We start from the raw sequence: 23,805 nt of genomic DNA on the forward strand, positions 1-23,805 counted from the left end.
AATAAATTATGAATTACGCAAAGGTCTCAAAAAATATAATGGCACCCCAAAGACCCAAAGACCCAAAGTGTATAATATTGATTAATGCATAACTATCACATAATTAATCGCAAAGTCGCTTTATTGGTTACTATATTGCTGTTAGTCTTGGCAGGGTTTCAGTCCTTTCAGTTGGGGCAGAAATTCTTATATGGAGGAGGTGCAATTCGTCCTCTCACTCAGCAAGCGATGCATCAGGAAAACAGCACGCCGAGATTAGACTTGCCTGATAAGTTGTTTGGAAGTGTGGGTTCAGCTATTAAGCCCCATAAGCTGATTAGGAAAACACGCCTGAATTTAACTTTGATTGGAGTTTTAAGTCAACAAAAAAATGCTTTGGCAATTATTAAGCAGGACAATAAAGAAAAAATTTACAAAATTAATGATGAAATTAATGCGGTGGCATATGTTAAAGCCATTTATTCAAAATATATTGTTATCAATCATAATGGTAATGATGAGAAATTGAGCATAAAGCATAAAGCAGTTCCTATGGAACGGGCAAAAAAAGAACGCAAACCAAGAAAGAAAAAAATGGCCAACGCTCAAAAAATCAATGACAACTCAATTGATCAAAATGGAGTTATCGTTATTGAAACTAGAGATAAGTTAAAATTAAAAAAAATACTTGGTAGCCCAGAAAAGATGTTGTCTGTTATCTCTGTGCAGCCTAATTATAGAGATGGCGATCTATATGGGTTTAAGCTTAATCCTGGGAAGGAAAAAGTTTTGTTTAAAAAAATTGGATTGCAATCTGGCGATGTTATTTTAGAGGTTAACGGGATTTCGTTAGACAACTGGTTTAAACTGGTTCCCGCAAGACTGGAAATGTCGAAACAAAACTTTGATCTAGTAATTAAACGCAAAAATCGAATGCATTTTTTATCCATCAACCTAAAATAATGAAAAAAAAATCAATTACACTTATCACTCTTTTTACTACTGCTTTTTTTACCTTGTCTGTTAATGCACTAACACTTAACCTAAAAAATGTGCGTTTGAAAACTTTAATTAACACCGTTTCTGAGGTAACAGGAAAAAACTTTATTGTCGATCCGAGAGTTAAAGGCAAAATTAATGTCGTTAGTACGCAGGAAATTGATGATGATGAGTTCTATCATTTGTTTTTATCAATCTTACAAGTGCATGGTTATATTGTGATTGAAGGTGAAGGGTTTTCTAAAATTTTGCCACAGTCTAATACCAAAAATAATTCCGCCCAACTATCAAGTTTGGCTAATGACAGTATTGTTACCACTGTTATCCCAATTAAAAATGTGGCCGCTGGTCAAATGGTTGCTATTTTGCGACCTATTGTGTCCAAATATGGGCACCTTGCTGCTTACACCCCTTCCAATACCATTGTTGTCATTGATACGCGTGCTAACTTGGTTCGTTTGAAAGAAATTATTAACCAACTAGATACAGAAATTGATGATGACTATGAATTAATGCCTTTGGTGAATGCTTCTGCAGATGAAGTGGCAAAAATTATTAAATCCTTATTGCCTAAAAATGTAAAGCAAGCGGCTAACCCGTTAACCATTGCAATTGATAAAAGCAACAATCAATTGATTGTTGGTGGCGCACCCGCAAAGCGACTTAAAGTGCGATTCTTGGTCAAAGAATTAGATAAAGAGTCTGATAGAGGTGGGGATACTGTGGTGGTATACTTGAAATACGCCAAAGCCAAGGACATTTTGCCCGTTTTGCAGAGTATTGGTAAACAATTGATAGAAGGAGGTAAAAAAAGCATTAAACAAACCATTAATATTCATGCGGATGATGCGACTAATTCTATTATTGTTACCGCACCTAGTATGATTTTTAACAATATTAAAAATGTGATCTCTAAATTAGATATCCGTCGTGCACAAGTTTTGATAGAGGCTATTATTGCTGAGGTGAGCATAGATAATATTGAAGAGTTTGGCGTTCAGTGGGCCTCTTCTGGTAATGACGGAAGGGCGGTTGGGTTAATCGACTTCACCGGCTCTTTATTGTCAGCATTGTCCAGTAGCAAGCCTACACTTAACAAAGGTGCCAATATTGCCATTGGAAAATATAATTCCAGCACTAAAAAGGGCTTTGCTGCCATTTTGACGGCACTTAATCAGCAAGGTGATGTCAATATTCTATCCACACCTTCAATTGTGACTATTGACAATGAAGAAGCCTCTATCCTGGTAGGCGAAGAAGTGCCTTTTATTACCAATAAACAAATTGTCAGTGGCAATTCAAATCCTTTTCAAAATTTTGAACGCAAAGACATTGGCATTAAGCTCAAAGTAAAACCGCAAATCAATAATGGCGATACCATTAAATTAGAGATAGAGCAAGAAATATCCAAGGTAACCAAACAAGGAGCCGCCTCTGATTTGGTCACTTCAAAAAGAACGATTAAGACCTCTGTTATGGTAGCTGATAATAAAATATTGGTGCTTGGCGGGCTGATTGATGATACTGTTGTTACAACGCAATCAAGCGTGCCGTTGTTGGGCGATATCCCCATCTTGGGTGAGTTGTTTAAATATTCAAGCGAGAAAAAAGTGAAAAAGAATTTATTGATTTTTATCCATCCTACCATTCTGACAGACCAGTTGGTTGCTGATCAAGTAAGTATGGAAAAATACAACTATATTTATCAGAAACAACTCTTGAATGGCGGCGCCACATTACCCAAGCGCCTAGAAAAATCAACGGATTTCCCAAAATCAATAAAACTACCCGTAGTGAGAAAATCAATAAAACCCTTAACATTTATTAACGAATACAAAGATGAATATGATGAATATGAGGACATAGAATATGGTGAATAGCACTTTATTGCCCTTTACATTCGCAAAAAAATTTTCAATTTTGCTTGAAAATATAAATGATCAGCAAACATTAAACTATCATCAATTGCCTAAAACGAGCATCTTGGCTGAAATACAGCGTAAATTTGGCGATTACCAATTAAAAAACATCACCTTAGAGCAATTTAGACAAAAAATACAGCAAAGTTATGAATTTAGCTCTGTGAAAAACCTAGATCATTTTCAGGACAATGCAGAAAATGATGACACTTTAGATGCGATAGCAATGGAATTGCATGAGCCAATGGAATTACTTAATAGTGATGATGAAGCGCCTATTATTCGCTTATTGAATGCTTTATTTGCACAGGCTATTTTAGAGAAGGCTTCTGATATCCATATAGAGTCTTATGAAGATCGTATTCGTATTCGCATTCGCATTAACGGCACGCTCAAGCAAGTATTAGAGCCGAATGCAAAAATTGCGCCTTTGCTGGTATCAAGAATCAAAATTATGGCAAAACTGGATATTGCTGAAAAACGCCTACCGCAAGATGGGCGAATTGCTATTCAATTAGGCGGTAGAGCAGTAGATATGCGTGTTTCTACTATTCCCTCGGGTCGCGGAGAAAAAGTGGTGTTGCGTTTGTTGGATAAACAAGCGGGGCGTTTGCAACTCAAGCAATTGGGAATGTTAAACTCAACTTATGATGCTGTGTTGAGTTTAATCCATCAACCACATGGGGTGTTATTGGTAACTGGACCAACAGGATCAGGTAAAACTACTACATTGTATGCGGCACTGGCAGAATTGAATAACGCCAGTCTAAACATCACCACCATTGAAGATCCTGTGGAATATTTTATTGATGGCATTAATCAGACGCAAATTAACAACAAGGTTAATATGACCTTTGCCAAAGGTTTGCGAGCCATCCTCAGACAAGATCCTGATATTGTCATGGTGGGTGAAATTCGTGATAATGAAACTGCACAAATTGCGGTGCAGGCCAGTTTAACGGGTCATTTGGTGTTTTCAACCTTGCATACTAATACCGCAGTTGGTGCCATTACACGTTTACGAGATATGGGCATAGAGCCATTTTTACTTTCTTCTAGCCTTAGTGGTGTGCTGGCACAACGCCTGATCAGAGTTTTGTGTCATCATTGTAAACAACCATATGACGCCGATGTAAGAGAGCAAGAAAAGCTCAGTATTCATAATCCTGTAACTATTCATCAAGCAGTAGGCTGCGAACACTGTAATTATACTGGCTATCAGGGGCGCAGTGGATTGTATGAATTGTTAACCATTAACGCAGAAATAAAGACCCTGATTCACAATCAAGCCAGCGAAGATCAAATTTTGAGCGCTGCTTGCAATCATTCCACCTTATTTGAGCAAGCCAAACAATTGGTATTAAAGAGCGATACCAGTCTTGATGAGGCAATTAGAGTTGTTTCGTTATGAGTATTTTCGAATATAAAGCCATTGATGCCAACGGTAAAAAAAACACAGGTTTTATTGAAAGTGATACTGAAAAATCCGCCCGCCAACAACTACAGAGTCAACAACTTACTTTATTAGAGGTCAGCAAAAGTCAGCGTAAATTGGGGCGGGCAAACACTTGGTTTGAGGCTAAATTGAGCGTTGCTGATACGGCTATTATTACACGCCAACTTGCCTCATTATTGCAAGCAGCAATACCCATTGACGAGGCTTTAAAAACCATTGGATACAATAGTGGCAAAAAACACATTAGAAAAACGGTTGGGCAAATACGCTCTTCAGTTGTTGAAGGTAAGAGCTTGGCAGAATCTTTGACATTCAACGCCAAAGAGCTACCTTCGTATTTTATCTCCAGTATTGAGGCAGGTGAACGCACAGGTGAATTAGGGCAAGTATTAGACAAACTTGCTAATGAAATTCAAAATCAGGAAAAATTTAAAAAGAAAATATCCGCCGCCTTGATTTACCCCATGATGATTAGCATGGTGGCTATTACGGTAGTGGTGCTTTTGTTGATTTTTGTAGTGCCACAGATTGTGAGTGTGTTTGATGACTCTGATCAGGCTTTGCCACCACTTACAATTGCGGTGATTTCGGCAAGCGATTTTCTTGTTGATAATATTGAGTTAATCGTTAGTTTGTTAATTGCATCATATATTGCTGCTAAATTAGCATTGAGACATGAGAATATCAAAAATGCATGGCAGCAATTTTTAGGCAAAATACCCGTCGTGGGTTACCTGCTTATTAATGCTAATGCCGCACGCTTTTCTCGCACCTTTGCTTTATTACACGAAAGTGGCACGCCTGTGTTACTTGCTTTAACCAATGCTGCCAACTCACTCAGTTATTCACCCATGAAACAAGCGGTGCTTATTGCAACAGAAAAAGTGCGAGAAGGCAGCACGATCTTCAAAGCCTTGCAAACACAAAATGCTTTGCCATCTATCACGCTTTATATGCTTGCTAGTGGTGAAGCCAGCGGGCAATTAAGCGAAATGTTAAACAAATCGGCCGAAAATCAAGAGGCAGACTTAGACAACTATACGACTAAAATCATCAGTTTATTTGAACCTTTGATGATTTTATTGATGGGAGGTATTGTATTGTTAATTGTTTTAGCTATACTGTTGCCAATTTTTGAACTTAATCAAATTGACTTATAAAAATGAATACTAAAAAAACAAAAAAACAAGCGGGCTTTACTCTAATTGAAATTATGATTGTGGTGGTTATCATTGGCATTTTATCCTCAATTATCTTGCCAAAAATTATCGACAAGCCGAATGAAGCGCGTGTACAAAAAGCCAGAAGCGATATTCAAACCATCAGTTCGGTGTTAGATTTATACAAATTAGACAAATTTAATTATCCAACAACGGATGAAGGTATTAGTGTTTTGGTGGGGCAATATCTAAAAAAACTACCTAAAGACCCTTGGGGTAACGATTATTACTATTTAAGCCCTGGAGAGCATTCAGATTTTGATTTGTATAGTTCCGGAGTGGATAAAAAATTAGGCGGAGGCGATGACATCAACAACTGGCAATAACAAGGGCTTTACTCTGATAGAGTTGCTGATTGTTCTATTGATTGTTGGTATTATGGTTTCTGTAGCGGCCATTAGTATTAAAAAAGCCACGCCTTCAGACACGCAAAAGTTATTTAATCAGATGAAAATCCAATTCCATTTGATGGCTGATTTTTCGCAATTAAAAAATGTGGATTTACGCATTAATATCGACACTATCGGAAAAGATGGCAATATTTACTATCACACTAAAATCCAACAACTTAATCCTGATAACGGCAAATGGGAGGAAAACAAAACCCTGTTTCCAAAGAGATTAAAATGGAAAAATAATGCAGTGTCTATGAGTGTAGAAGCGGTCTTTTTTATGCCCAATGGTTTTATCACTCCTGCCCTTGTTAAGTTTGAATCTGAGGATGAAGCCTATCAATTTAATAGTAGCAAATTATGAAGCAAAATATTCGAAAAATGGGGTTTACTTTGATTGAAGTACTGGTGGCACTTAGTATTGTCAGCATTGCATTAATTGCATTGATTAAATTGCAATCACAAAGTGTTAAAAACTTAACTTATTTCAAACAAAAAACTCTGAGTAATTTAGTGGTATCTAATTTGGCAGTGGAAAAACGCTTGGTCAAGCCTGCGTTAGGTTTTGCCAATGGCACTTATGTATTAGGTAAACAGACTTGGCATTGGAAAACACACACAAAACCAACACCAAACACCAAAATTATTCAAGTGTCGATCTCTGTTTTTAAAGACAAAGTGCAACTTGACGCTAAAAACCCTTTGTCAGCATTAGAAATTTATGTGCAAAAATAACATTCGTCAAACTGGGTTTACCCTAATAGAATTGCTTGTTACTATAATGATTTTTGCCATAATTTCAACTTTATCTTACAATGCATTACATACCTCTATTAAGCAACAAAAGGCACAAGAAATTCATCATCAGCAATTGTTTGAATTGCAAAAAACATTGCACTATCTGCAACGTGATATTACGCAAATATACCATCAGGAGATTGTCTTGAGCAAATCTGGATTTGGAATAACAAGTATTCAAAACCAAAAATTACTCAAGCTTAATTATTCAGTCCGTGAAAAAAAATTAATTCGCCAAGATCAAACTGACGCACAAAATCCTGTTACCTTAACGCTTATTAGTGACATCAGCAAGGGTAGCATTCGAGTGCTAGATAGCAATAATAAATGGCATGTGAATTGGCACAAAGGTGTCGCCTCTCCAAGAGTAGTTGAGATTAAATTTGAGCACCCTGGCTGGGGAGAAGTTAAAAAACTGGTATTTATTGATGAATAATACAGCATGTCAACAACAAGGCGTTGTGCTTATTGGTGTGCTTATCGTTGTGGCATTGATCAGTGCAATTACAGCACTCATTTGGCAACAACAGCACAAAAATTTTCAAACTGTCAAATATACTCAAACCCAAACTCAAGCCTTGAATTATTTATATTCTATGGAAAGTTGGGCAAAAGTAATTTTATTGAATGATAAAAAAACCAATATTGATGCATTAGATGAGGATTGGGCATCAGAAATTCCCCCTATCCCCATACCTGGTGGACAGATTCACGGAAAAATCAATGATTTGCAAGCAAAACTGAGTATTAATAATATTGTGAACACCAAAAAACCTAATAATATTGTTTTCAACAACGCTTTTTCTCTGTGTTTGAATCGTCTCAATGAACAATTAGAACAAGTCCAAATGTCGGATTTGATTTTTGCCTACATTACTGAATTATTGTCCGACACTCCGACACTTGCATTTAAATTTAAGCATATCAGCGAACTTAAAAACATAGTGGGTATGCAAAGGCAAGAATATTATAATATCAGTCCTTATCTAAACGCTTTACCAAAAGATACGCCTATTAATATCAATACTGCCGGAAAAGAAATTTTATCTTGTCTACACCCCGGTTTGTCTGAATACTCTGTTGAAGCATTGATTGCCGAAAGACCTTTTTCCAGCCCTGAAGAAGTCTTGAAATGGTTGCCCAATATATTACCTAATAACATGGTTAACGAAAATACTTTCCCTAAATCTTTAAGAGCAACCAATAGTAAATATTTTTTATTGGAATCCAGCGTTAAAATAAACGAAGATACTCTAAATGCTAAAACAATTTTCCATCGAAATGGTGCTAAAATAGATATTGTTAATCGCAGTTATTATTAGAGACCTTTGCATAAATATGAATAATCATCAAAACGCCATCTTTCATCAAATTACAAACTTTTTAAAAACACCCTTAGCCCTGCTAGGAGTGGATTTAAAAAGTTTCCAATTTAATAAAATCTGTCATTTTGCTAATCATCCCTATTTATGCAAAGGTCTCTATTAATGAGATCTTTGCATAATTATGAACATTATTTACTACTCTAAAGCGCAGGTATTTTCTAAGCCGATTTCCAAGGCTTGTGTGCAGACCGTTATTGCAATTGACAGTCAATTGGTATCCACTCATCAAGTGACTTTGCCAAAGATGAGCGCCACTAAAGCTCGCAAAGCCATTCCTTTTGCTTTAGAATCTGAATTACTTGATGATATTGATACATTGGTATTTTTTCCCAAAAAATCCCTCCAGCCTAATCAATGGGATGTTTTAGTTGTTGCGCAAGAGGTGCTTAATACTTTAACAGAAAAATTACAACAAGCGCAATGTCAAGTGATTGCCATTGTGCCTGATTTTATATTGCTTCCTGTTGCAGAAAATACCACCTACATTGTGCAAGAAAATTTGACTACTTATCGATGCGGTAATTTTCAAGGCGGTTGCTTAACTCAGAATTTGTTTCATTCACTATTTGACAACGCCACCGAATTAACACCAACAGGCAGGCGTTATTATCCTGCTAACAACATAAACCTTCTGAGCAACAATACACATAATTTAATGAAATATGCACGCCCTTGGCGAATTTCTGCTGTAGTGACACTAATTACACTGGCATTGTCAACCACACAAGTAGTGATGAGCAATGAGCGCCTTACCAAACAACTCAAAGCGCAAAAATCTAATAACGAACAACAATTTCGTTCACTCTTTCCAGATATTAAGCGTATCATTAATATGCGGGTACAAGCGAAACAAAGGCTGGCAAGTGCCACTAAACAAAAATCGGCTTACACCCAAGATTTTTTAACTCAATTGTCCAAACAAGTGCGTGGCAATACTCAAGCGTCTAAAGTAATTTTTAAACAGAAAAAACTCACCATGCACCTTCTAAAATGAACTGGCACACTCTCAATTCACGCGAAAAAAATAGCGCTATCATAGTCGCCATTATATTCATCATTGCGCTTTTATATGCTTTGGTTTTCTCCCCTATTTGGCAACATAACGAGCAGTTGCAACTTGAATTGGAGGCAGAAAAAAATCTTGCCACTTATCTACAACAAACCCAGCAAAAACTAGTTTCATTGCCAAACTATCCTACATTATCTCAACAACAAGCAGAGCAATATATTAATCAAACTTTTAAAGCACAAAGGGTCCAACTGAACGGTGTGATTATGCAACCTAAAAAAAGTATTGTCAGTATCAATAAGATAACCTTTAAAAAATTACTCAATAGCCTGAAAACACTTAAAAATAAATACGGCATCCTTACTGTTAAAGCCAATATAAAACGCATCAAGTCCGGTATCGTAGATGCCCAATTAACGCTTAATTTTTAGTGCTAATTCTTGCAGATATTATCATTGCACTTATTTTGGGGCTGTCTATTGGCAGTTTTTTAAATGTCATTATCTATCGACTCCCTATCAATATTAATGGTAATAAAAATATCAATTTAATCAGCCCAGCCCGCTCATTTTGTCCTCATTGTAAGCAGACATTAAGCGTGCTAGAACTTATACCAATTTTTAGTTTTTTATGGCAAAAAGGCAAATGTAAATACTGTCAAATGGCAATCAGTTGGTATTACCCACTCATTGAAACAATAAGCACCTTGGTCAGTGTACTCATCATCCTATATTTTGGACTAACAATACAAGCAGGGCTATATTTGTTGCTGGTATATTTGCTAATTGCTTTATTCATCATTGATATAAAGAACCAACTATTACCTGACTTACTCACTCTCCCGCTAATGTGGGTTGGTTTTCTCTATCAAATGCAATTTGGTGATTTGTCAGCAGGCGTCATTGGTGCAATGTCTGGTTATTTGTTATTATGGTCGCTATATTGGGCATTCAAACTATTACGCAACAAAGAGGGTATGGGTTATGGTGATTTCAAACTTACTGCTGCTTTAGGTGCTTGGCTTGGGTGGCAGCAATTGCCTTATTTGTTACTTCTTGCCTCCCTATTTGCAATCGGCTATTTTTTATTAGCAACACAGTACAAAACCAATCAAGCTTTTGCCTTTGGTCCATTTCTAATCAGCGCCTTTGTTATGCTACAATTATTATCAGTTAACATGTTTAGTCCCCTACAATGGGTCATGACAACTTAAGCATGTTTAAAACCATGTTAAAGTACCGTTATGACAATAAAAAACAACAGATACTTGGCTGATAAAAAAAATGGCGTTTGTTTTACTTTAATTTTCTTTGTATCAGGGGAATAAGTTATTTTTCCAAAATATATTGGAATATGGTATTATATAAAATAATTAAGACAACAGCACTGACGCTGTAACCTTAACCACTTGCACAAACACTACAATCATGTAGAAAGTGGCAACCGATGAGGTTGATGTTTGTTTAACCCATAGGGACATTAACCCCCCCCTATAGGGATTATAATGTCCTTATGATTTTTTAATATAATTGTCATATAGGAGAGTAAAATGATAAGTATAGATAATGAGAAACTAGAGAGTGTTTTCCGTGATATTGGAGTAATATTTGCTTCAAGTGGAACAATCGGATTCTTTTTCAAGTTTTCACTATTTGGCAGCATTTTTGCTGTTGTTATTGGAGTTTTTTTTATATTATTTGGAATCAAGGAGGATGGTCATGGAACTGGAAATTAATGAAATTTATTTTGCGCTCTCTATGTTATTTATACTAGGATTCTTGTTAATTCTCAGAGGAATATCAATAAAGCAACACAAAGGTAACAACCACAAGCACGCTTAAACTTCGTTTAAGTTATTAACCAACCCAAGAGGGAGATACCTTCCTCTTGGGTTGGTGTCTCTTTCTATTTTAGGAGAAAGAGATGTATAAATTCAAAGGCACACTTGTTGTGCGTAAAATCTTTGGTAAATATGGCGAATTCGCTATTGGCTCAATACAAACGCCAATTGGTGATTTTTCTGTCAAACAAGCCGAACTTGATGAGTATGAAGAAGGTACTTACGAGGGAAGATTTGTTATATCAAGAATTCAAACAGTATCGGGCGGTTTTGGCACTAACAAGTTAATACTTGAGTCCAGGGCAACACTAGATGCAATTCATATTGATGAAATTGATGAAGCACCAGTGGAGATAGTCACTGAGGCAGATCCAATTACTGAAGATAGTAATATTGATTTTGATCAGGTGGAAGCCAGCACAAAATCAAACACAAATGAAGACTTACACAACTTATTCAATGAGCGAGAAATTGCAACTATTGGGCAAGGTGAGAAAGTTACTTTAGATCCAACTAACGATAGAGGTATTTTGCGACAACAGCAGAATTACCTTAAATCAAACAGTTGGAAATTTAATATGCAAGAACAAGCATGGCATTTGCCATAATTGTTGTTGTTTTTACAGGAGAGTTATTATGAAGGCTAGAGTTTTGAACAATGAAGAGCAGTTCTTTTTTGCATCTATGATGCCAACAAGGCTGTCAATGAAAAAAGTAGAGGAACTCGATGCTTTTTTCATTGCACTAACAGAAGCAGAACGAAATGAGCTAGACGAATATGAAAGGCGCGTCCAACTGTTCTACAGAATGGTTAGAGTATGGGCTGGATTTTCCGGCTATCTCAGCAATGGTTATGACAATTACGGCAAACCATTAAAATAGTTTGTTTGAGAATATCCTCTTTTTGAGGGTGTTCTTAAGCACATTCAAATGAGTGTGCTTAAGAACACAAATTAAGACCGCAGCACTAACGCTGTACCTTAACCACTTGTACAAACACTACAATCATGTAGAAAGTGGCAACCGATGAGGCTGATGTTTGTTTTAACCCAAAGGGCATTTTACCCTCTGGGTAGAATATCCTTTTAATATAAGGAAATATTATGGAAATCAAAAAGGAAATAAGCGAGTACCAAAGGATCGCTAATACAATGGTTGCAAATTTATCAGAAGCAGAACTTGAATTTTATTTATGCGTTGCTAAAGGTAATAAAGGTTGCAATATAGGTAAGCCAAATGATTTATTTACTGAAGATGACGGTAAGTTTATTCACATTCAAAAGAACTTTGGACATCCCGGATGTGGAATAAAACATTTTGACTTAATGTCTATCAACGCAAGAGACGAGGAGCATAAAAAATATCTGAAAGAAAAATACGAAAAACAGTATTGGCATTGTTGGATTGATGCAACTGGCATGAAAGATAAAGATGGTAACCGCATACCTTGTAACACTCACGCAACGATGTATCGCCCTTCTGGCGACATTAAGAGTGAGTGGGATGATTGGAAAGAGTGGGGTAATCACCGCATATTGGATTCAATTCCCGAACAAGATAAAAAAACAATCTCTTTTGAAGAGATTTGGAACCTGATCAAGGTTTAAATAGTTATAAGTTATACTTTTCACCCTCTTTTTGAGGGTGTTTCAAAGTGCATTTATTAAGTGTATTTTGAAACATCAAGTTTAAGAGCCGCACGAACTCCAAATCCGTGCACCTTAAAAACCCTAACTTGCTTTGCAAGGCTCGTTAGGTAAAAGCCAATGGTATTAATTGAAATATTTGGCGATTGTTTAAAGCGATGAGTTTTAGATAATTGATTGATATACCCAGCAGGGGCACCAGCCCCTGACGAGGGGATGGTGTCCTTTTTTTATTCAAACAAGGAGACACCATGACTAATCAACAATTAGACGAGATGGGCGTTACGAGAAAAGGATTTAATGCCTATGAATCGTTCTGTTTTGTATGCAAGTTATTAGTAATTTCAGCGGCTTATGTGCTACTGCAATGATTTGCTAAATACAAACCTTTAGAATGCTCTCTTAAGAGAGAGTGTTCTTAAACGCATTCAGTGTGAATGTGTTTAAGAACACAAATTAAGACCGTAGCACTAACGCTACACCTTAACCACTTGTACAAACACTACAATTCTGTAGAAAGTGGCGGCGATGAGTCGATGTTTGTTTACCCAAAGGGGACATATCCTTCCCTTTTGGAGATTGATATGTCCCCTTTGAATTAAAGGAGATAATCATGAAGAAAATGATTTACATTAAACAACAACCTAGTGTGTTTTGCGATAGTTTTGTTGCCAATGATGCTGGCATTTTATTTGCTAGTTTTTGGGGCAGAACAACCTCATTACAGCAATTTTTAGCAAGAATGGAAATACCAACTCACGAAGGTGGTATCAATGAATTAACTTTTGAAATTTCAAAAGATGAGTCATCAACATTCTTTTTACAGAATACTAAAAATATGCAAAAACTTTCAGGGCGTGTTTCTGGCACTATCTACGGCAAAGATTTGTCACATATTTTTATTTACGACAAATCTACCGTAAAGATTGATTACAGTAGTTATAAAGCGACTATTTTATATTTTGATGATACTCAAATAGATAATTCTTCTATTTGGAAATTACTCAAAGAACTCTCTCCTATTCCTTTACTTGATATTTGGATGAGTCAGATTATTCGTGTATGTCATCAAGATGGCTATATTAATAATATTGATGGATTTGGTGGTGTTAGCGCATTAATAGTAGAGTTGTTCGAAATTGATTTTGAAGAGTCCATATCAAGGATGATTAAAGATCAAACTTTGTTAGTTGCGTAAGTATGTTTTTATATAAATAAAGGAGGCTATATTATGGCTTTAATGTTTCAAAGATTAGCGAGAAACTTCGCTAAAAATGGATATTTTCCAACTGATGAAAAAACTACTGAAGGTATTTTATCTAGGTTAAGTTTTGACATAGAGGGAAATAAAAATAAACAAGGCGTGGTTAGAATGTTAGACCCTTGTTGTGGAGAAGGTGTTGCGTTGGCAGAGTGTCGTGAGTATATGAATACTTATTACACAAGTCATAACAATACAAAAATAGAAACAGTAGGTATTGAAATTGATGAAGAGAGAGCTTATCACGCAAAATCTATGTCTAGTTTAGATACTGTTGTTCATGGGAACTTGAATGATTGCTATATTGTTTCCAGACAATTTGGATTGTTATTTTTAAATCCACCTTATGGTGATATGCTTGCTGATAAAGCGAGTTTATCTGAAGATAGTGGTAGAGTGCGATATGAGACTATGTTTTATGAAAATACTAATAAACTGTTACAGTTTGGCGGTGTTTTAGTTTTTATTGTGCCTAATAATTGTTTGGATAAAAATTTAGCAAAAATGATTGCTTCACATTTTGACCAGGTATCTGTATATGCGGCACCTGAACAAAGATTTAAACAAGTTGTTATTTTTGGTGTTCGTTGTAAAGCTAAAGTTGCTGATAAAGTGGTGGTTGATAAATTACTTAAAGCAGCAGAAGATATAACGATACTTAAAACTTTAACAGCTCAACCTGATGAAGATATAGAAGGTTGTTTTTATCCGTTACCACTTTCGTTTGGAGTATTAAAACTCAATCAAATTGAAATTGACACTAAGCAGTTGGCTGATGAAGTTGTTAATCTTGACAAGAAAGATAGTTTGTGGGGTAATTTTAAAACACACTTTAATAGTGCAAATAAAAATACTTACAGACCGCTACACCAAATGTCTGACTGGCATCTGTCCTTAGCTTTAGCTGCTGGGCAAGTGTCTGGCGTTGTTACTTCTAAAGATGGACGATCTCTATTGGTTAAGGGTCGCACATTTAAGGACAAGAAAGAAACAACAGAGACGCAAGTAAATGAAGCGAGTGGAAATATTAGTGAAAAAAGAACATTAACTGATGTTTTTGTTCCTAGTATTAAAGCGATTGACTTTACAAAAGATAGTGATACTTTTGGCAAAATAATCACTATTAAATAGAAAAAGACAGTTGAATCATCCTCTCTTGAGAGGGTGTTTCAAAGTGCATTTATTAAGTGCATTTTGAAACATTGTGTTAAACAAATTAAGACCACAGCACTGACGCTGTAACCTTAACCACTTGTACAAACACTGCAATTATGCAGAAAGTGGCGGCGATGAGCCGATGTTTGTTTTAACCCAAAGGGGATATATCCTTCCCCTTTGGGGAATTAATATATCTCCTTTTAATAAAGGAGAAAATTATGCCAAATCATATAATATCAACAATGAAATTGACATTTAAAGATAAAGAGGCTAAAGATGCGTTTTTAGCTGATTTTAAAGCGGTAGAAAACAACCTGTGTGCAACAGTTATGCCTTATGAAAACATCCAGCCTTTGGATAAAGATGGCAGTCCACCATTAGGCATTACACCAGGTAAGCACTGGGCAAATATGACTATGCCAGACGGGTCTGTTGTAGAGTTAACAGACCTACCTTGGAGTGCTGCTCTTTGGGGCACAAAGTGGGGGACATATGATGTTGAGGTTTACGAAATAGAAGATACTTATATTGCTATGGACTTCAATACAGCGTGGTCGCAAATTGGCAAAGTCTGTATGGAGGCTATTGTGAAAAAGTATAACTTTATTGAAATGAGCTATACTTATTATGATGAAGGACTGGCTTTTTCAGGAGTAATAACCTATGACTCAGGCTCTGAATGCTTAAATTTAACTGGCAATCCAGATATTTGTTATGAATAGCTGGATAGAGTGTTTACTACCAATTCTGCAAGAATACGCAGGAGAAGAGGCTTTGGACGGAGATGGAGTAGATAATTTGTGTGAGATTATAAATCTAAAGCTTCAATTCCATCAAGGAAATATTACTATGGCAGAATATGAAAATAGAATAAAGCAATACCAAAAAGAAACACATTGGTGTGATGTAGAAGGAGTAAAGAATACCAACAGTAGTATTGTTGGGGCTGAACTTTTAATTCAAAGTCTTAATTATTTTTCAAGCAGTCATAAATTAAGTTGGGATATTTTTGAGACAGTAAGATATTCCAAAAAAGGAAAATTAATTATTGATTTGGAGTTATTAAACGCCATTGATGTTTACGATAAGTTTGATTGTTTGGCAATCAATACTTTGAATGAATTTCAAAAAATAGCCACAAATAAGTATTAATTTATTTTATAACCCACAAGGGATGCACTCCCTTGTGGATTGCGCCCTTGTTTTTTAGGAGACTATTATGGGAGCATATTTAAGATGCAAATTAGTTGATCCAAGTCAAGCTTTAGCTGCTGATGACTTTGTTCAAACAATAAAAGAAAATCAAGAGCTAATGAAACTTGGTAGAGGTGTATATTTTACTTGTATTAAAGACATTAATGAAGTGGAGCAATCCGACAAGTCAGAACAACATAAGAAAAATATTATCGCCATGTTAAAAGATGATATTGGTAGAGTTAATTACAAAGTAAGTGGTTTTGAATCTGAAGATATTGACGGTATGTCAATGCATAAGTTTTATCATTTATTAGCCGGTATATTTATTCAAATAAATAAAAAATTTAAAATGAAGTATCTTCACACTTCTTGTGCGTTAGATATGACATTTCGTTTTTTTTGTTTTGATGATATGAAAGCAATGACACAAAGTGGAAAGTTGTTATCTGGAAAATCAATTGATTTAAAAGGATATAAAGAGAAAGAAGAAATTCTTAAAAGTATCGCTATACCTTTTTTTAAAGGAGGTAATCATGGAGATTTATAAGACAACCTATGGCGATATGGATTGGGATAAACTTAAAGAGCTAAAGAAACAATTAGATGTATTGGATATTAATTGTCAAAACTGGACAACAGACCAAACTTCAATGATTGAAGTTGATGTTACTTCAGAAGATGCTTTAATTGTATTATTAGACTTAAAAATTATTAATAAATACTTCTATGATGAATTAATTGGTCAAGTGCAAACCTTGTTTTTATCATAAAAGAACAATAATAAGTTGTAACACCCTCTCTTGAGGGGGTGTTTCTAAGTGCATTTGTAAAGTGCGCTTAGAAACACTAATTATTAAAAGATTAAGACCGCAGCACTAACGCTGCACCTTAACCACTTGTACAAACACTGCAATTATGCAGAAAGTGGCGGCGATGAGCCGATGTTTGTTTTAACCTAAAGGGGCATTTATTCCCTTTAGGGGTGAGTGTCTCTTTTTTAAATAATAGAAAGGAGAAATATATGAGAAAAACAGATGCATACTATAAAAAAAGATGGTCAAGTAAAGCCAATAAAGTTTTAAAAGGTTTGATTATTGAAAAAGTGAGATGGATGACACCAAAAGAAGTAATCGAATATGGTTGGATGGGTAGCGCACCAGTCATTGAATTTACAAATGGAATATTCATTATTGCCTCAATGGACGATGAGGGGAATGATGCTGGTTCATTATTTACCAACCATAAAGACTTATCAATTTTGCCAAGAATATAGGAGATTATTATGTTTATAGCAAGAATAGCCTATATTCAAGAAAAACAACTAGATAAATTAAAAGGTGTTTTAAATGAGTTAAATTTTGATTTTGTTGAAAAATTAGAAAGTGAGATGAATCCAGAAGTGTGGGTTGAACATAGTGACTTGTTAGTTAAAAGGTTACTAAAAGCTGGCTACTTATCTAAGAAAGATAAGTTAGAACTATCTAAAGAAAATAAGGCAAGTAGTATTACCGAAATACTATTTTTCAGTTAGGAGTGTGGTATGAGTTTCAATACTATGGAAGAGTGTAAAGCAAGTTACCAAAGATATTTAAAATTATGTGCAATAAAAGTCGGTGATACTATTGATACTGTTAATGGCAAGTGTGTTGTTAATAATATTGAGGTTGATGGATGTAATTTTTTTATATTTAGATGTGGCAAGTTCGATAAAACAGTTTATGAAAAGGCGGTAGTTTTTTCATAAGCATAACAATGTTTAGTTAATCAAAAAAAACTAAGCATTAACCCATAGGGTGCAGCAACCCTATGGGGAAGTTGCGCCCTTTTTATAATAAAAAAGGAGCAATTATGCTATTAGAAGAAACAATACAACAAAAACTTGAAAAAATTAAACCTTTTTTAAGTAAACAACAATGGTCTGCCATTAGCAATGATGTTGATGGATTAGAATATGAGTTTAAGGATGTGGTGGATAGGCTGTTTAAGACTATTACAACAATGGCAAAAACATACGAACAAGATGAAAAAGGTGATGACGCTATTTGTTATTTACATTATTTTCATGGTAATTCTGATTGGTATATTGTTGAAAAAGATTCATATATAGATAAAGATAATGGCGAAACAATAAGTGAACAATTGCAGGCTTTTGGCTATGCTGTGTTAAATGGTGATACGCAAAATGCAGAATTGGGCTATATCAGTATTAAGGAATTAACAAAACTTAATGTTGAGCTTGATTTTTATTTTGACACTACAACACTAGGAAAAATTAAAATAAATTTAGTTGAAAATAGTGAAGTTCCTGAAGTTGATACCATTGAAGATTTAAACCCAAATGAATTGTCGTTAACACAGTTTGTCAATGATTTTGGTGATAGTTTGTTAAGTCGAGTGGCAGAGCAAGCACCGCCATTATTTGATGGCTCTTACCCAGATAAGTGGGACAAGACAATGAATAGCCTTAAACGCCAGCCATTTGATGCACAGAGAGAGATAGTTGCAAGCATTGCATCGCTATTTTTTACACATGGGCAACCTGCTGGCGTTATTAATGCAGAAATGGGTACTGGTAAAACTATGATGGCAATCTCATTAGCGGCAGTAACTGCTAGTGAAAACATGAATAAAAATTTAATTGTTTCCCCGCCTCACTTGGTTTATAAGTGGCGTAGAGAAATATTGAATACTATTCCTGATGCTAAGGTTGTAACTCTCAATGGCCCTGATAGTTTGGCTAAGTTGATTAAGTTGCGATTAGAGATTGAAGCTGGTGATTATAAAAAATCATCTACTACACCTTGTTTTTACATTATCGGTAGAGTAAGAATGCGTATGGGATTTAATTGGTCTGTTGCGACAAGAAAAACTCTAGTGCCAAGGTTTACTGAGAAAGACGAAGAGGCGTTGCCAAAACTGAAGGGCTTTGTGCGCGCTGCAACTTGTTCGGTATGTGACAAGCCACAGTATGATAAAGAAGGTGAAATTATTATTGCGACTAGCAATGATAAAAGAGCCGATTGTAAACACTGTGGCAGTCCATTGTGGACATTGCAAAGAGCCAATAAAAAGGCAATGACACAAAGAGAAATATTAAACAAAGCTTTATGTCAAATACCCACTATCGGTAAAAAAACCGCTGATAAGTTACTCAATCAATTTGGCGAGACACTTATCAAAGGAATGCTTGCAGATAACATTTATCAGTTTGTTAATTTGATGGATGAAAATGGTGATTTGGTGTTTTCAGATCGTCAATCGGTTCGGATGGAACGGGCTTTAGCTAAGACTGAGTTTGGTTTTGGACAAGGCGGCTACCAGCCTACCGAGTTTATTAAGCGATATCTACCTAGTAAGTTTTTTGATATGTTGATTGTCGATGAGGGTCATGAGTATAAAAATGGTGATTCTGCACAAGGTCAAGCCATGGGCGTGTTAGCATCAAAGGTTAATAAAACTTTGTTACTAACAGGCACATTAATGGGTGGATATGCCAGCGATTTGTTCTATTTGTTGTGGCGTATTAACCCTAGCAAAATGATTGAGTGTGGCTTTAGTGCTGAATCGTCAATGGGTGCTGCTTCCATGGCATTTATGCGTGAACATGGTGTTTTAAAAGATGTTTTCAAGGAGAGCGAAGGCAATTCTCATAAAACAGCACGAGGTAAGAAAATAACAGTTCATACTTCTAAAGCACCTGGCTTCGGACCAAAAGGTATTGTTGATCATGTATTGCCAATCACGGCTTTTTTAAAGCTTAAAGATATTGGGCAAAATGTATTACCTGCTTACACAGAGGAAATTATTAATGTTCCAATGACGCAAAAACAAGGTCAGGTTTATAAAGAAATGTCTGAAAATTTGGGCAATGAAATGCGTAAATGCTTATCAAAAGGTGACAATAGTTTGTTAGGCGTTGTCATGAATGTGTTATTAAGATGGCCAGATACGGGCTTTAATGCTGAGATGGTTGTTCATCCAAGAACAAGAGATACACTTTGTTTTGAGCAGCCAATATTTGACGATTTAACTTTAGCCCCAAAAGAGCAAAAAGTCATTGAATATGTCAAGAAGGAAAAAGCAGAAGGTCGTCGTGTGTTGGTTTACACAACTTACACAGGCAAAAGGGACACAGCGGCACGCTTGAAACGATTGTTTGAGAATGAAAATTTAAAAACAGCCGTTTTGCGTTCAACTGTTGGCACTGATAAGCGGGAAGACTGGATAATCGATCAGGTAGATCGTGACATAGATGTTATGGTTTGTAACCCCGAGCTAGTTAAGACGGGTTTGGACTTGTTAGATTTTCCAACAATTATCTTTATGCAGACTGGCTACAATGTGTACACAGTTCAACAAGCATCTCGCAGGTCGTGGAGAATTGGTCAAACGCTAGATGTTAAAGTCGTATTCTTTGGCTATGAAGAGACGGCACAGGCAACTTGTATGCGCCTCATGGGTAAAAAGATTGCTGTTAGTCAATCAACATCGGGCGATATTCCTGATAACGGCTTGGATTCACTTAATACTGAAGAACAAAGTATTGAGATGGAATTAGCTAGAGCGTTGATGAAGCGATAAAGCAACTTAAAGAGAATTTATACAAAGAAGAGAATGGCATTTATGTTATTCAAGATTTTGATATAGATATTCAGAAAGTTTAATTTTTAAAACCCAATAAAAAACCCAGGCATTTGTCTGGGTTTTTTATTGCCTATTTAATTGGCGTTAATGTTGAAAACAACAGCACACCAATACTTGGTGTGCTAAATCAATGAAAGTTTTCTTTAATTAAAGATAATACAGTTTTTAAAATCAAACAATGCCTTGCCTATGAAGATAACATACGAAGAATATATAGGCAAGCGAAAAGCCTTTAAAGAGTCAATAAAAGAACTAACATTTAACCCTTTAAAAATGCCTTATAAGCACCTTAAAAAGTTTGTTATTAGGCTGTCTATAGGCATTGCAGTTTTATCGTTTTCAATAGGGCAGGCTTCAGCAAGCCCAGTTGTAATTTATGACAACGGAACAACTATTGATGCACAACAATTTTATCCATTCAAAAAACCAAACGCAAATGATTTAAAAAATATTCCACGCTATACAAAAAAATCAATACAGCGTTTCCCAGTAACAACCTCATTAATAAAGGTTGGTAAAGTTAAGAATAGGAAAATTGAAAACAGAATGCCACGGGCAGTTTGTGTTGTTGGAGATGATAAACGCTCAAAAAGATGGATTAAAAAAAATCGATCAAAACTGAAATCTATTAATGCTCTTTGCATTGTCGTCAATGTTAAGTCTAAGACTCACCTTCAATCCATCAAGGCACTAGCACCAAATGTTGAATTTCAGGCACTAAATGGCGATATTTTCGCTAAACAATTGAGAATTAAACATTACCCTTTTCTTTTAAATAAAGAAAATATCCGACAGTAATAATAACAATGTCTAAAAAAAATTATCCAATTGAATCACTCCTAAGGCCAGTCTTAGAAATTCCTGTTGCGGGAATTGGTTTTTTAATTGGTTTTTCAGTTGTGATTTGGCACAATATATTTTTGTTAAGTTTGAAAACTGCAATTATTATTATGCTGGTTTTATTTTTAGCAGCTTTTTATCGATTTTCACAAGGCTGGAAAATTTATCGTTATCAGAAAGGCTTGATTAAATTGCCGTTTTACAGTCTTTCGCCAAAACAAATACCTGTTAACAAAAACTATCTATTTTTAGGCAGGGGGTTCGAATGGAACCAGTCACACACACAACGAGTTGAAGATACTAAGCACTCTAAAAACAAAGAATATTTAACACCATCGGCAATGTTTAGATTTATCCGTAAAACAGAAAAAACATCGCTATTTATTTATAAAATATTTCATAACGATAATTTTGCTAACCCTTACAAACCCCTACCACCTGTTGGCGGCAATCCAGTGTTACATGCTGTTGGTATGTTAGAAGGTGAAAAAGATATTTATGAGTCTTTGGGCGAACGAGTAGGACATAAGCTGGTATTAGGCACGACTCGTGTTGGGAAAACGAGACTTGCTGAGATATTTATCACTCAAGATATTCGCCGTGGTGACACTACAATTGTATTTGACCCCAAAGGCGATGCTGATTTAATGCTAAAGACTTATGTTGAGGCAAAACGCATGGGGCGACCTGTTTATATTTTTCATTTGGGATTTCCTGAAATCTCCTGCCGCTATAACGCCATTGGATCATTTACAAAAATTACCGAAGTTGCTGGCAGAATTAGTGACCAGTTGCCTTCTGAAGGCAACGCTTCAACTTTTAAAGATTTCGCTTGGGGTTTCGTTAATATTGTTGCAAAAGCTCTAGTAAAGTCAGGAGACAAGCCTGATTTTGTAAAAATACGCAGATACATTAATGATATTGATCCACTCATCAAGCAATACAAAGAGAAGGTGCTGCTTGTTGAACACCCAAATATTGACGACACTTTGTCTATGCTGGCAAATAAATTCTTAACCGATAAAGAAGGCAATCCAAAAAATCCGCCTGGCGGAAAAAATAAAGAATGCTTTCTTGTCAGCTTATGGCAAAAAGAATACAATATTGATGACCCTGATTTAGAGGGTATTTTGGCAGTGTTTCGTTATGATAATGCGTATTATTCTAAACTTGTCGCTTCGTTACGACCGCTGTTAGATAAACTCACCTCAGGTGACATATCTGAATTGTTGTCACCCAAGGAAGATGATGAAGACAACAAAGACAATCGACCAATTATCGACTGGACGCAAATTATGCGTCAAAAAGCAGTCGTTTATGTTGGTTTAGATGCGCTTAGCGATTCAACAGTTGCACACGCAGTTGGTACCGCAATGTTTGCAGATTTAACTTCAATTGCAGGAAAATTTTACAAATTCGGTACAGCGCATGGACTGCCTAATACAGATAATGCACCAAAAAACACATTATCGATACATGCAGATGAATTTAATGAATTAATAGGCGATCAATTTATCCCAATGATCAATAAAGCAGGTGGTGCAGGCTATCAAGTTACAGCCTATACTCAAAGTGGATCTGACATTGAATCTGGTATCGGCAACAAGCCTAAAGCAGGTGTTATTTTAGATAACTTTAACACGCTAATAATGCTCAGGGTTAAATCAGAAGAAACAGCCAATATTCTCGTTACTAAAGTAGCAGAATATGAGGTCAATCAATTAACAATCATGGCGCAAGCAACTGATTCAGCAAATCCTGATAGCGATGTTGCTTTTACATCGGCAGTGCGTGAGCAAATAACAACACAAAGAGTGCCTGCCATTAATACCAATGATATGCTTAATTTGCCAAAGGGTCAGGCGTTTGCAATGATTGAAGGGGGGCAACTATATAAATTAAGGCTGCCTTTGCCAAACAAGGAAACATTTACCAAGAAATCAGGCATTCCCAACAAGTTATCTGAAATGTCAGCACAAATGAAACAAAGTTACAGCAGTCAAATGAATTTGGTTGATATTAATACGCCAATTGCATCTAAAGAAACCGCTTAATGGATTGG

At 35.8% G+C, this 23,805-nt stretch carries 29 protein-coding genes and 1 pseudogene; all 30 read left to right on the forward strand.

Annotation, left to right across the window (positions count from 1 at the left end; translation table 11 throughout):
* Nucleotides 1-84 precede the first annotated feature (84 nt).
* The 30 genes and pseudogenes from AB8525_RS00460 (at nt 85) to traD (ending at nt 23,797) form a co-directional block, all read left to right on the forward strand.
* Complete coding sequence (locus tag AB8525_RS00460; RefSeq protein WP_369177949.1) at nt 85-942, forward strand: type II secretion system protein N; 858 nt, start codon at nt 85-87, stop codon at nt 940-942.
* Nucleotides 942-2,858, forward strand: a complete 1,917-nt coding sequence (gene gspD, locus AB8525_RS00465; protein ID WP_369177951.1) for a type II secretion system secretin GspD — start codon at nt 942-944, stop codon at nt 2,856-2,858. Before AB8525_RS00460 ends, gspD begins: the two co-directional genes overlap by 1 nt.
* Nucleotides 2,848-4,308 carry a type II secretion system ATPase GspE gene (gene gspE / locus AB8525_RS00470; protein WP_369177953.1) on the forward strand — a complete coding sequence of 487 codons (1,461 nt, stop codon included), beginning with the start codon at nt 2,848-2,850 and terminating at the stop codon, nt 4,306-4,308. Before gspD ends, gspE begins: the two co-directional genes overlap by 11 nt.
* Nucleotides 4,305-5,513, forward strand: coding sequence for a type II secretion system F family protein (locus AB8525_RS00475; RefSeq protein WP_369151147.1), 1,209 nt, complete (start codon nt 4,305-4,307; stop codon nt 5,511-5,513). The genes gspE and AB8525_RS00475 overlap by 4 nt, the downstream gene beginning before the upstream one ends.
* A 2-nt stretch (nt 5,514-5,515) precedes the next feature.
* Complete coding sequence (gene gspG, locus AB8525_RS00480) at nt 5,516-5,899, forward strand: type II secretion system major pseudopilin GspG (RefSeq protein ID WP_369151144.1); 384 nt, start codon at nt 5,516-5,518, stop codon at nt 5,897-5,899.
* A complete protein-coding gene (locus tag AB8525_RS00485; RefSeq protein WP_369177955.1) occupies nt 5,877-6,329 on the forward strand; it encodes a prepilin-type N-terminal cleavage/methylation domain-containing protein in 453 nt (150 codons plus the stop codon). Before gspG ends, AB8525_RS00485 begins: the two co-directional genes overlap by 23 nt.
* The gene (gspI, locus tag AB8525_RS00490) at nt 6,326-6,700 is read left to right on the forward strand and encodes a type II secretion system minor pseudopilin GspI (protein ID WP_369177956.1); all 375 of its coding nucleotides are present in this window, start codon (nt 6,326-6,328) and stop codon (nt 6,698-6,700) included. Before AB8525_RS00485 ends, gspI begins: the two co-directional genes overlap by 4 nt.
* Nucleotides 6,687-6,743 (forward strand): annotated as a pseudogene (locus AB8525_RS00495) (prepilin-type N-terminal cleavage/methylation domain-containing protein); the annotation flags it as partial. The gene gspI and the pseudogene AB8525_RS00495, both read left to right, overlap by 14 nt.
* Before the next feature lie 3 nt (nt 6,744-6,746).
* Complete coding sequence (locus tag AB8525_RS00500) at nt 6,747-7,199, forward strand: type II secretion system protein GspJ (protein WP_369179063.1); 453 nt, start codon at nt 6,747-6,749, stop codon at nt 7,197-7,199.
* Nucleotides 7,192-8,085 carry a type II secretion system minor pseudopilin GspK gene (gene gspK, locus AB8525_RS00505; RefSeq protein ID WP_369151138.1) on the forward strand — a complete coding sequence of 298 codons (894 nt, stop codon included), beginning with the start codon at nt 7,192-7,194 and terminating at the stop codon, nt 8,083-8,085. The genes AB8525_RS00500 and gspK overlap by 8 nt, the downstream gene beginning before the upstream one ends.
* Before the next feature lie 16 nt (nt 8,086-8,101).
* Nucleotides 8,102-8,251 (forward strand): hypothetical protein, encoded by a 150-nt coding sequence (locus AB8525_RS00510; RefSeq protein ID WP_369177958.1) that lies wholly within the window; start codon nt 8,102-8,104, stop codon nt 8,249-8,251.
* Between the two features lie 18 nt (nt 8,252-8,269).
* Nucleotides 8,270-9,142 carry a type II secretion system protein GspL gene (gene gspL, locus AB8525_RS00515; RefSeq protein WP_369177959.1) on the forward strand — a complete coding sequence of 291 codons (873 nt, stop codon included), beginning with the start codon at nt 8,270-8,272 and terminating at the stop codon, nt 9,140-9,142.
* Nucleotides 9,139-9,588 carry a type II secretion system protein GspM gene (gene gspM, locus AB8525_RS00520; RefSeq protein ID WP_369151134.1) on the forward strand — a complete coding sequence of 150 codons (450 nt, stop codon included), beginning with the start codon at nt 9,139-9,141 and terminating at the stop codon, nt 9,586-9,588. The genes gspL and gspM overlap by 4 nt, the downstream gene beginning before the upstream one ends.
* Entirely contained in the window at nt 9,588-10,370 is a 783-nt protein-coding gene (locus tag AB8525_RS00525; RefSeq protein WP_369151133.1) for an A24 family peptidase, read from the forward strand. The genes gspM and AB8525_RS00525 overlap by 1 nt, the downstream gene beginning before the upstream one ends.
* Before the next feature lie 336 nt (nt 10,371-10,706).
* Nucleotides 10,707-10,892: a hypothetical protein gene (locus AB8525_RS00530; RefSeq protein ID WP_369177961.1), complete on the forward strand. Its 186-nt coding sequence runs from the start codon at nt 10,707-10,709 to the stop codon at nt 10,890-10,892.
* A gap of 188 nt (nt 10,893-11,080) precedes the next feature.
* Nucleotides 11,081-11,605: a DUF3275 family protein gene (locus tag AB8525_RS00535; RefSeq protein WP_369177962.1), complete on the forward strand. Its 525-nt coding sequence runs from the start codon at nt 11,081-11,083 to the stop codon at nt 11,603-11,605.
* 28 nt (nt 11,606-11,633) lie between these two features.
* On the forward strand, nt 11,634-11,879 hold the full coding sequence (locus AB8525_RS00540; RefSeq protein WP_369177964.1) for a hypothetical protein: 246 nt from the start codon (nt 11,634-11,636) through the stop codon (nt 11,877-11,879).
* A 221-nt stretch (nt 11,880-12,100) separates the two neighbouring features.
* Nucleotides 12,101-12,604 (forward strand): hypothetical protein, encoded by a 504-nt coding sequence (locus tag AB8525_RS00545; RefSeq protein WP_369177966.1) that lies wholly within the window; start codon nt 12,101-12,103, stop codon nt 12,602-12,604.
* Between the two features lie 652 nt (nt 12,605-13,256).
* Nucleotides 13,257-13,841: a hypothetical protein gene (locus tag AB8525_RS00550; RefSeq protein WP_369177968.1), complete on the forward strand. Its 585-nt coding sequence runs from the start codon at nt 13,257-13,259 to the stop codon at nt 13,839-13,841.
* Between the two features lie 33 nt (nt 13,842-13,874).
* Nucleotides 13,875-15,035, forward strand: a complete 1,161-nt coding sequence (locus AB8525_RS00555) for a DUF6094 domain-containing protein (RefSeq protein ID WP_369177970.1) — start codon at nt 13,875-13,877, stop codon at nt 15,033-15,035.
* 245 nt (nt 15,036-15,280) lie between these two features.
* On the forward strand, nt 15,281-15,784 hold the full coding sequence (locus AB8525_RS00560) for a hypothetical protein (protein WP_369177971.1): 504 nt from the start codon (nt 15,281-15,283) through the stop codon (nt 15,782-15,784).
* Complete coding sequence (locus tag AB8525_RS00565) at nt 15,777-16,214, forward strand: hypothetical protein (protein ID WP_369177973.1); 438 nt, start codon at nt 15,777-15,779, stop codon at nt 16,212-16,214. The genes AB8525_RS00560 and AB8525_RS00565 overlap by 8 nt, the downstream gene beginning before the upstream one ends.
* A gap of 67 nt (nt 16,215-16,281) precedes the next feature.
* Nucleotides 16,282-16,806, forward strand: coding sequence for a hypothetical protein (locus tag AB8525_RS00570; RefSeq protein ID WP_369177975.1), 525 nt, complete (start codon nt 16,282-16,284; stop codon nt 16,804-16,806).
* Nucleotides 16,793-17,029, forward strand: coding sequence for a hypothetical protein (locus AB8525_RS00575; RefSeq protein ID WP_369177977.1), 237 nt, complete (start codon nt 16,793-16,795; stop codon nt 17,027-17,029). Before AB8525_RS00570 ends, AB8525_RS00575 begins: the two co-directional genes overlap by 14 nt.
* Before the next feature lie 251 nt (nt 17,030-17,280).
* Nucleotides 17,281-17,532 (forward strand): hypothetical protein, encoded by a 252-nt coding sequence (locus AB8525_RS00580; protein ID WP_369177979.1) that lies wholly within the window; start codon nt 17,281-17,283, stop codon nt 17,530-17,532.
* Nucleotides 17,533-17,541: 9 nt separating this feature from the next.
* A complete protein-coding gene (locus AB8525_RS00585; protein WP_369177981.1) occupies nt 17,542-17,790 on the forward strand; it encodes a hypothetical protein in 249 nt (82 codons plus the stop codon).
* A gap of 9 nt (nt 17,791-17,799) precedes the next feature.
* On the forward strand, nt 17,800-18,003 hold the full coding sequence (locus AB8525_RS00590; protein ID WP_369177983.1) for a hypothetical protein: 204 nt from the start codon (nt 17,800-17,802) through the stop codon (nt 18,001-18,003).
* Between the two features lie 104 nt (nt 18,004-18,107).
* Nucleotides 18,108-20,840 (forward strand): SNF2-related protein, encoded by a 2,733-nt coding sequence (locus AB8525_RS00595; protein WP_369177984.1) that lies wholly within the window; start codon nt 18,108-18,110, stop codon nt 20,838-20,840.
* 252 nt (nt 20,841-21,092) lie between these two features.
* Entirely contained in the window at nt 21,093-21,701 is a 609-nt protein-coding gene (locus AB8525_RS00600) for a PFL_4695 family integrating conjugative element protein (RefSeq protein WP_369177986.1), read from the forward strand.
* 8 nt (nt 21,702-21,709) lie between these two features.
* Nucleotides 21,710-23,797, forward strand: coding sequence for a type IV conjugative transfer system coupling protein TraD (gene traD, locus AB8525_RS00605; RefSeq protein ID WP_369177987.1), 2,088 nt, complete (start codon nt 21,710-21,712; stop codon nt 23,795-23,797).
* Nucleotides 23,798-23,805: the final 8 nt, after the last annotated feature.

This window comes from Candidatus Thiodubiliella endoseptemdiera (genome assembly GCF_964212635.1).
Lineage (GTDB): Bacteria > Pseudomonadota > Gammaproteobacteria > PS1 > Pseudothioglobaceae > Thiodubiliella > Thiodubiliella endoseptemdiera.

Coding starts and splice junctions, on each gene's coding strand:
- gspI (WP_369177956.1), top strand. CDS start 6,326: ATGAAGCAAAATATTCGAAAAATGGGGTTTACTTTGATTGAAGTACTG.
- AB8525_RS00500 (WP_369179063.1), top strand. CDS start 6,747: ATGATTTTTGCCATAATTTCAACTTTATCTTACAATGCATTACATACC.
- AB8525_RS00545 (WP_369177966.1), top strand. CDS start 12,101: ATGGAAATCAAAAAGGAAATAAGCGAGTACCAAAGGATCGCTAATACA.
- AB8525_RS00530 (WP_369177961.1), top strand. CDS start 10,707: ATGATAAGTATAGATAATGAGAAACTAGAGAGTGTTTTCCGTGATATT.
- AB8525_RS00595 (WP_369177984.1), top strand. CDS start 18,108: ATGCTATTAGAAGAAACAATACAACAAAAACTTGAAAAAATTAAACCT.
- AB8525_RS00560 (WP_369177971.1), top strand. CDS start 15,281: ATGCCAAATCATATAATATCAACAATGAAATTGACATTTAAAGATAAA.
- traD (WP_369177987.1), top strand. CDS start 21,710: ATGTCTAAAAAAAATTATCCAATTGAATCACTCCTAAGGCCAGTCTTA.
- AB8525_RS00510 (WP_369177958.1), top strand. CDS start 8,102: ATGAATAATCATCAAAACGCCATCTTTCATCAAATTACAAACTTTTTA.
- gspM (WP_369151134.1), top strand. CDS start 9,139: ATGAACTGGCACACTCTCAATTCACGCGAAAAAAATAGCGCTATCATA.
- AB8525_RS00565 (WP_369177973.1), top strand. CDS start 15,777: ATGAATAGCTGGATAGAGTGTTTACTACCAATTCTGCAAGAATACGCA.
- gspK (WP_369151138.1), top strand. CDS start 7,192: ATGAATAATACAGCATGTCAACAACAAGGCGTTGTGCTTATTGGTGTG.
- AB8525_RS00590 (WP_369177983.1), top strand. CDS start 17,800: ATGAGTTTCAATACTATGGAAGAGTGTAAAGCAAGTTACCAAAGATAT.
- AB8525_RS00580 (WP_369177979.1), top strand. CDS start 17,281: ATGAGAAAAACAGATGCATACTATAAAAAAAGATGGTCAAGTAAAGCC.
- gspG (WP_369151144.1), top strand. CDS start 5,516: ATGAATACTAAAAAAACAAAAAAACAAGCGGGCTTTACTCTAATTGAA.
- AB8525_RS00475 (WP_369151147.1), top strand. CDS start 4,305: ATGAGTATTTTCGAATATAAAGCCATTGATGCCAACGGTAAAAAAAAC.
- AB8525_RS00555 (WP_369177970.1), top strand. CDS start 13,875: ATGGCTTTAATGTTTCAAAGATTAGCGAGAAACTTCGCTAAAAATGGA.
- AB8525_RS00550 (WP_369177968.1), top strand. CDS start 13,257: ATGAAGAAAATGATTTACATTAAACAACAACCTAGTGTGTTTTGCGAT.
- gspL (WP_369177959.1), top strand. CDS start 8,270: ATGAACATTATTTACTACTCTAAAGCGCAGGTATTTTCTAAGCCGATT.
- AB8525_RS00485 (WP_369177955.1), top strand. CDS start 5,877: ATGACATCAACAACTGGCAATAACAAGGGCTTTACTCTGATAGAGTTG.
- AB8525_RS00535 (WP_369177962.1), top strand. CDS start 11,081: ATGTATAAATTCAAAGGCACACTTGTTGTGCGTAAAATCTTTGGTAAA.
- gspD (WP_369177951.1), top strand. CDS start 942: ATGAAAAAAAAATCAATTACACTTATCACTCTTTTTACTACTGCTTTT.
- AB8525_RS00570 (WP_369177975.1), top strand. CDS start 16,282: ATGGGAGCATATTTAAGATGCAAATTAGTTGATCCAAGTCAAGCTTTA.
- AB8525_RS00460 (WP_369177949.1), top strand. CDS start 85: ATGCATAACTATCACATAATTAATCGCAAAGTCGCTTTATTGGTTACT.
- AB8525_RS00540 (WP_369177964.1), top strand. CDS start 11,634: ATGAAGGCTAGAGTTTTGAACAATGAAGAGCAGTTCTTTTTTGCATCT.
- AB8525_RS00585 (WP_369177981.1), top strand. CDS start 17,542: ATGTTTATAGCAAGAATAGCCTATATTCAAGAAAAACAACTAGATAAA.
- AB8525_RS00575 (WP_369177977.1), top strand. CDS start 16,793: ATGGAGATTTATAAGACAACCTATGGCGATATGGATTGGGATAAACTT.
- AB8525_RS00600 (WP_369177986.1), top strand. CDS start 21,093: ATGAAGATAACATACGAAGAATATATAGGCAAGCGAAAAGCCTTTAAA.
- gspE (WP_369177953.1), top strand. CDS start 2,848: ATGGTGAATAGCACTTTATTGCCCTTTACATTCGCAAAAAAATTTTCA.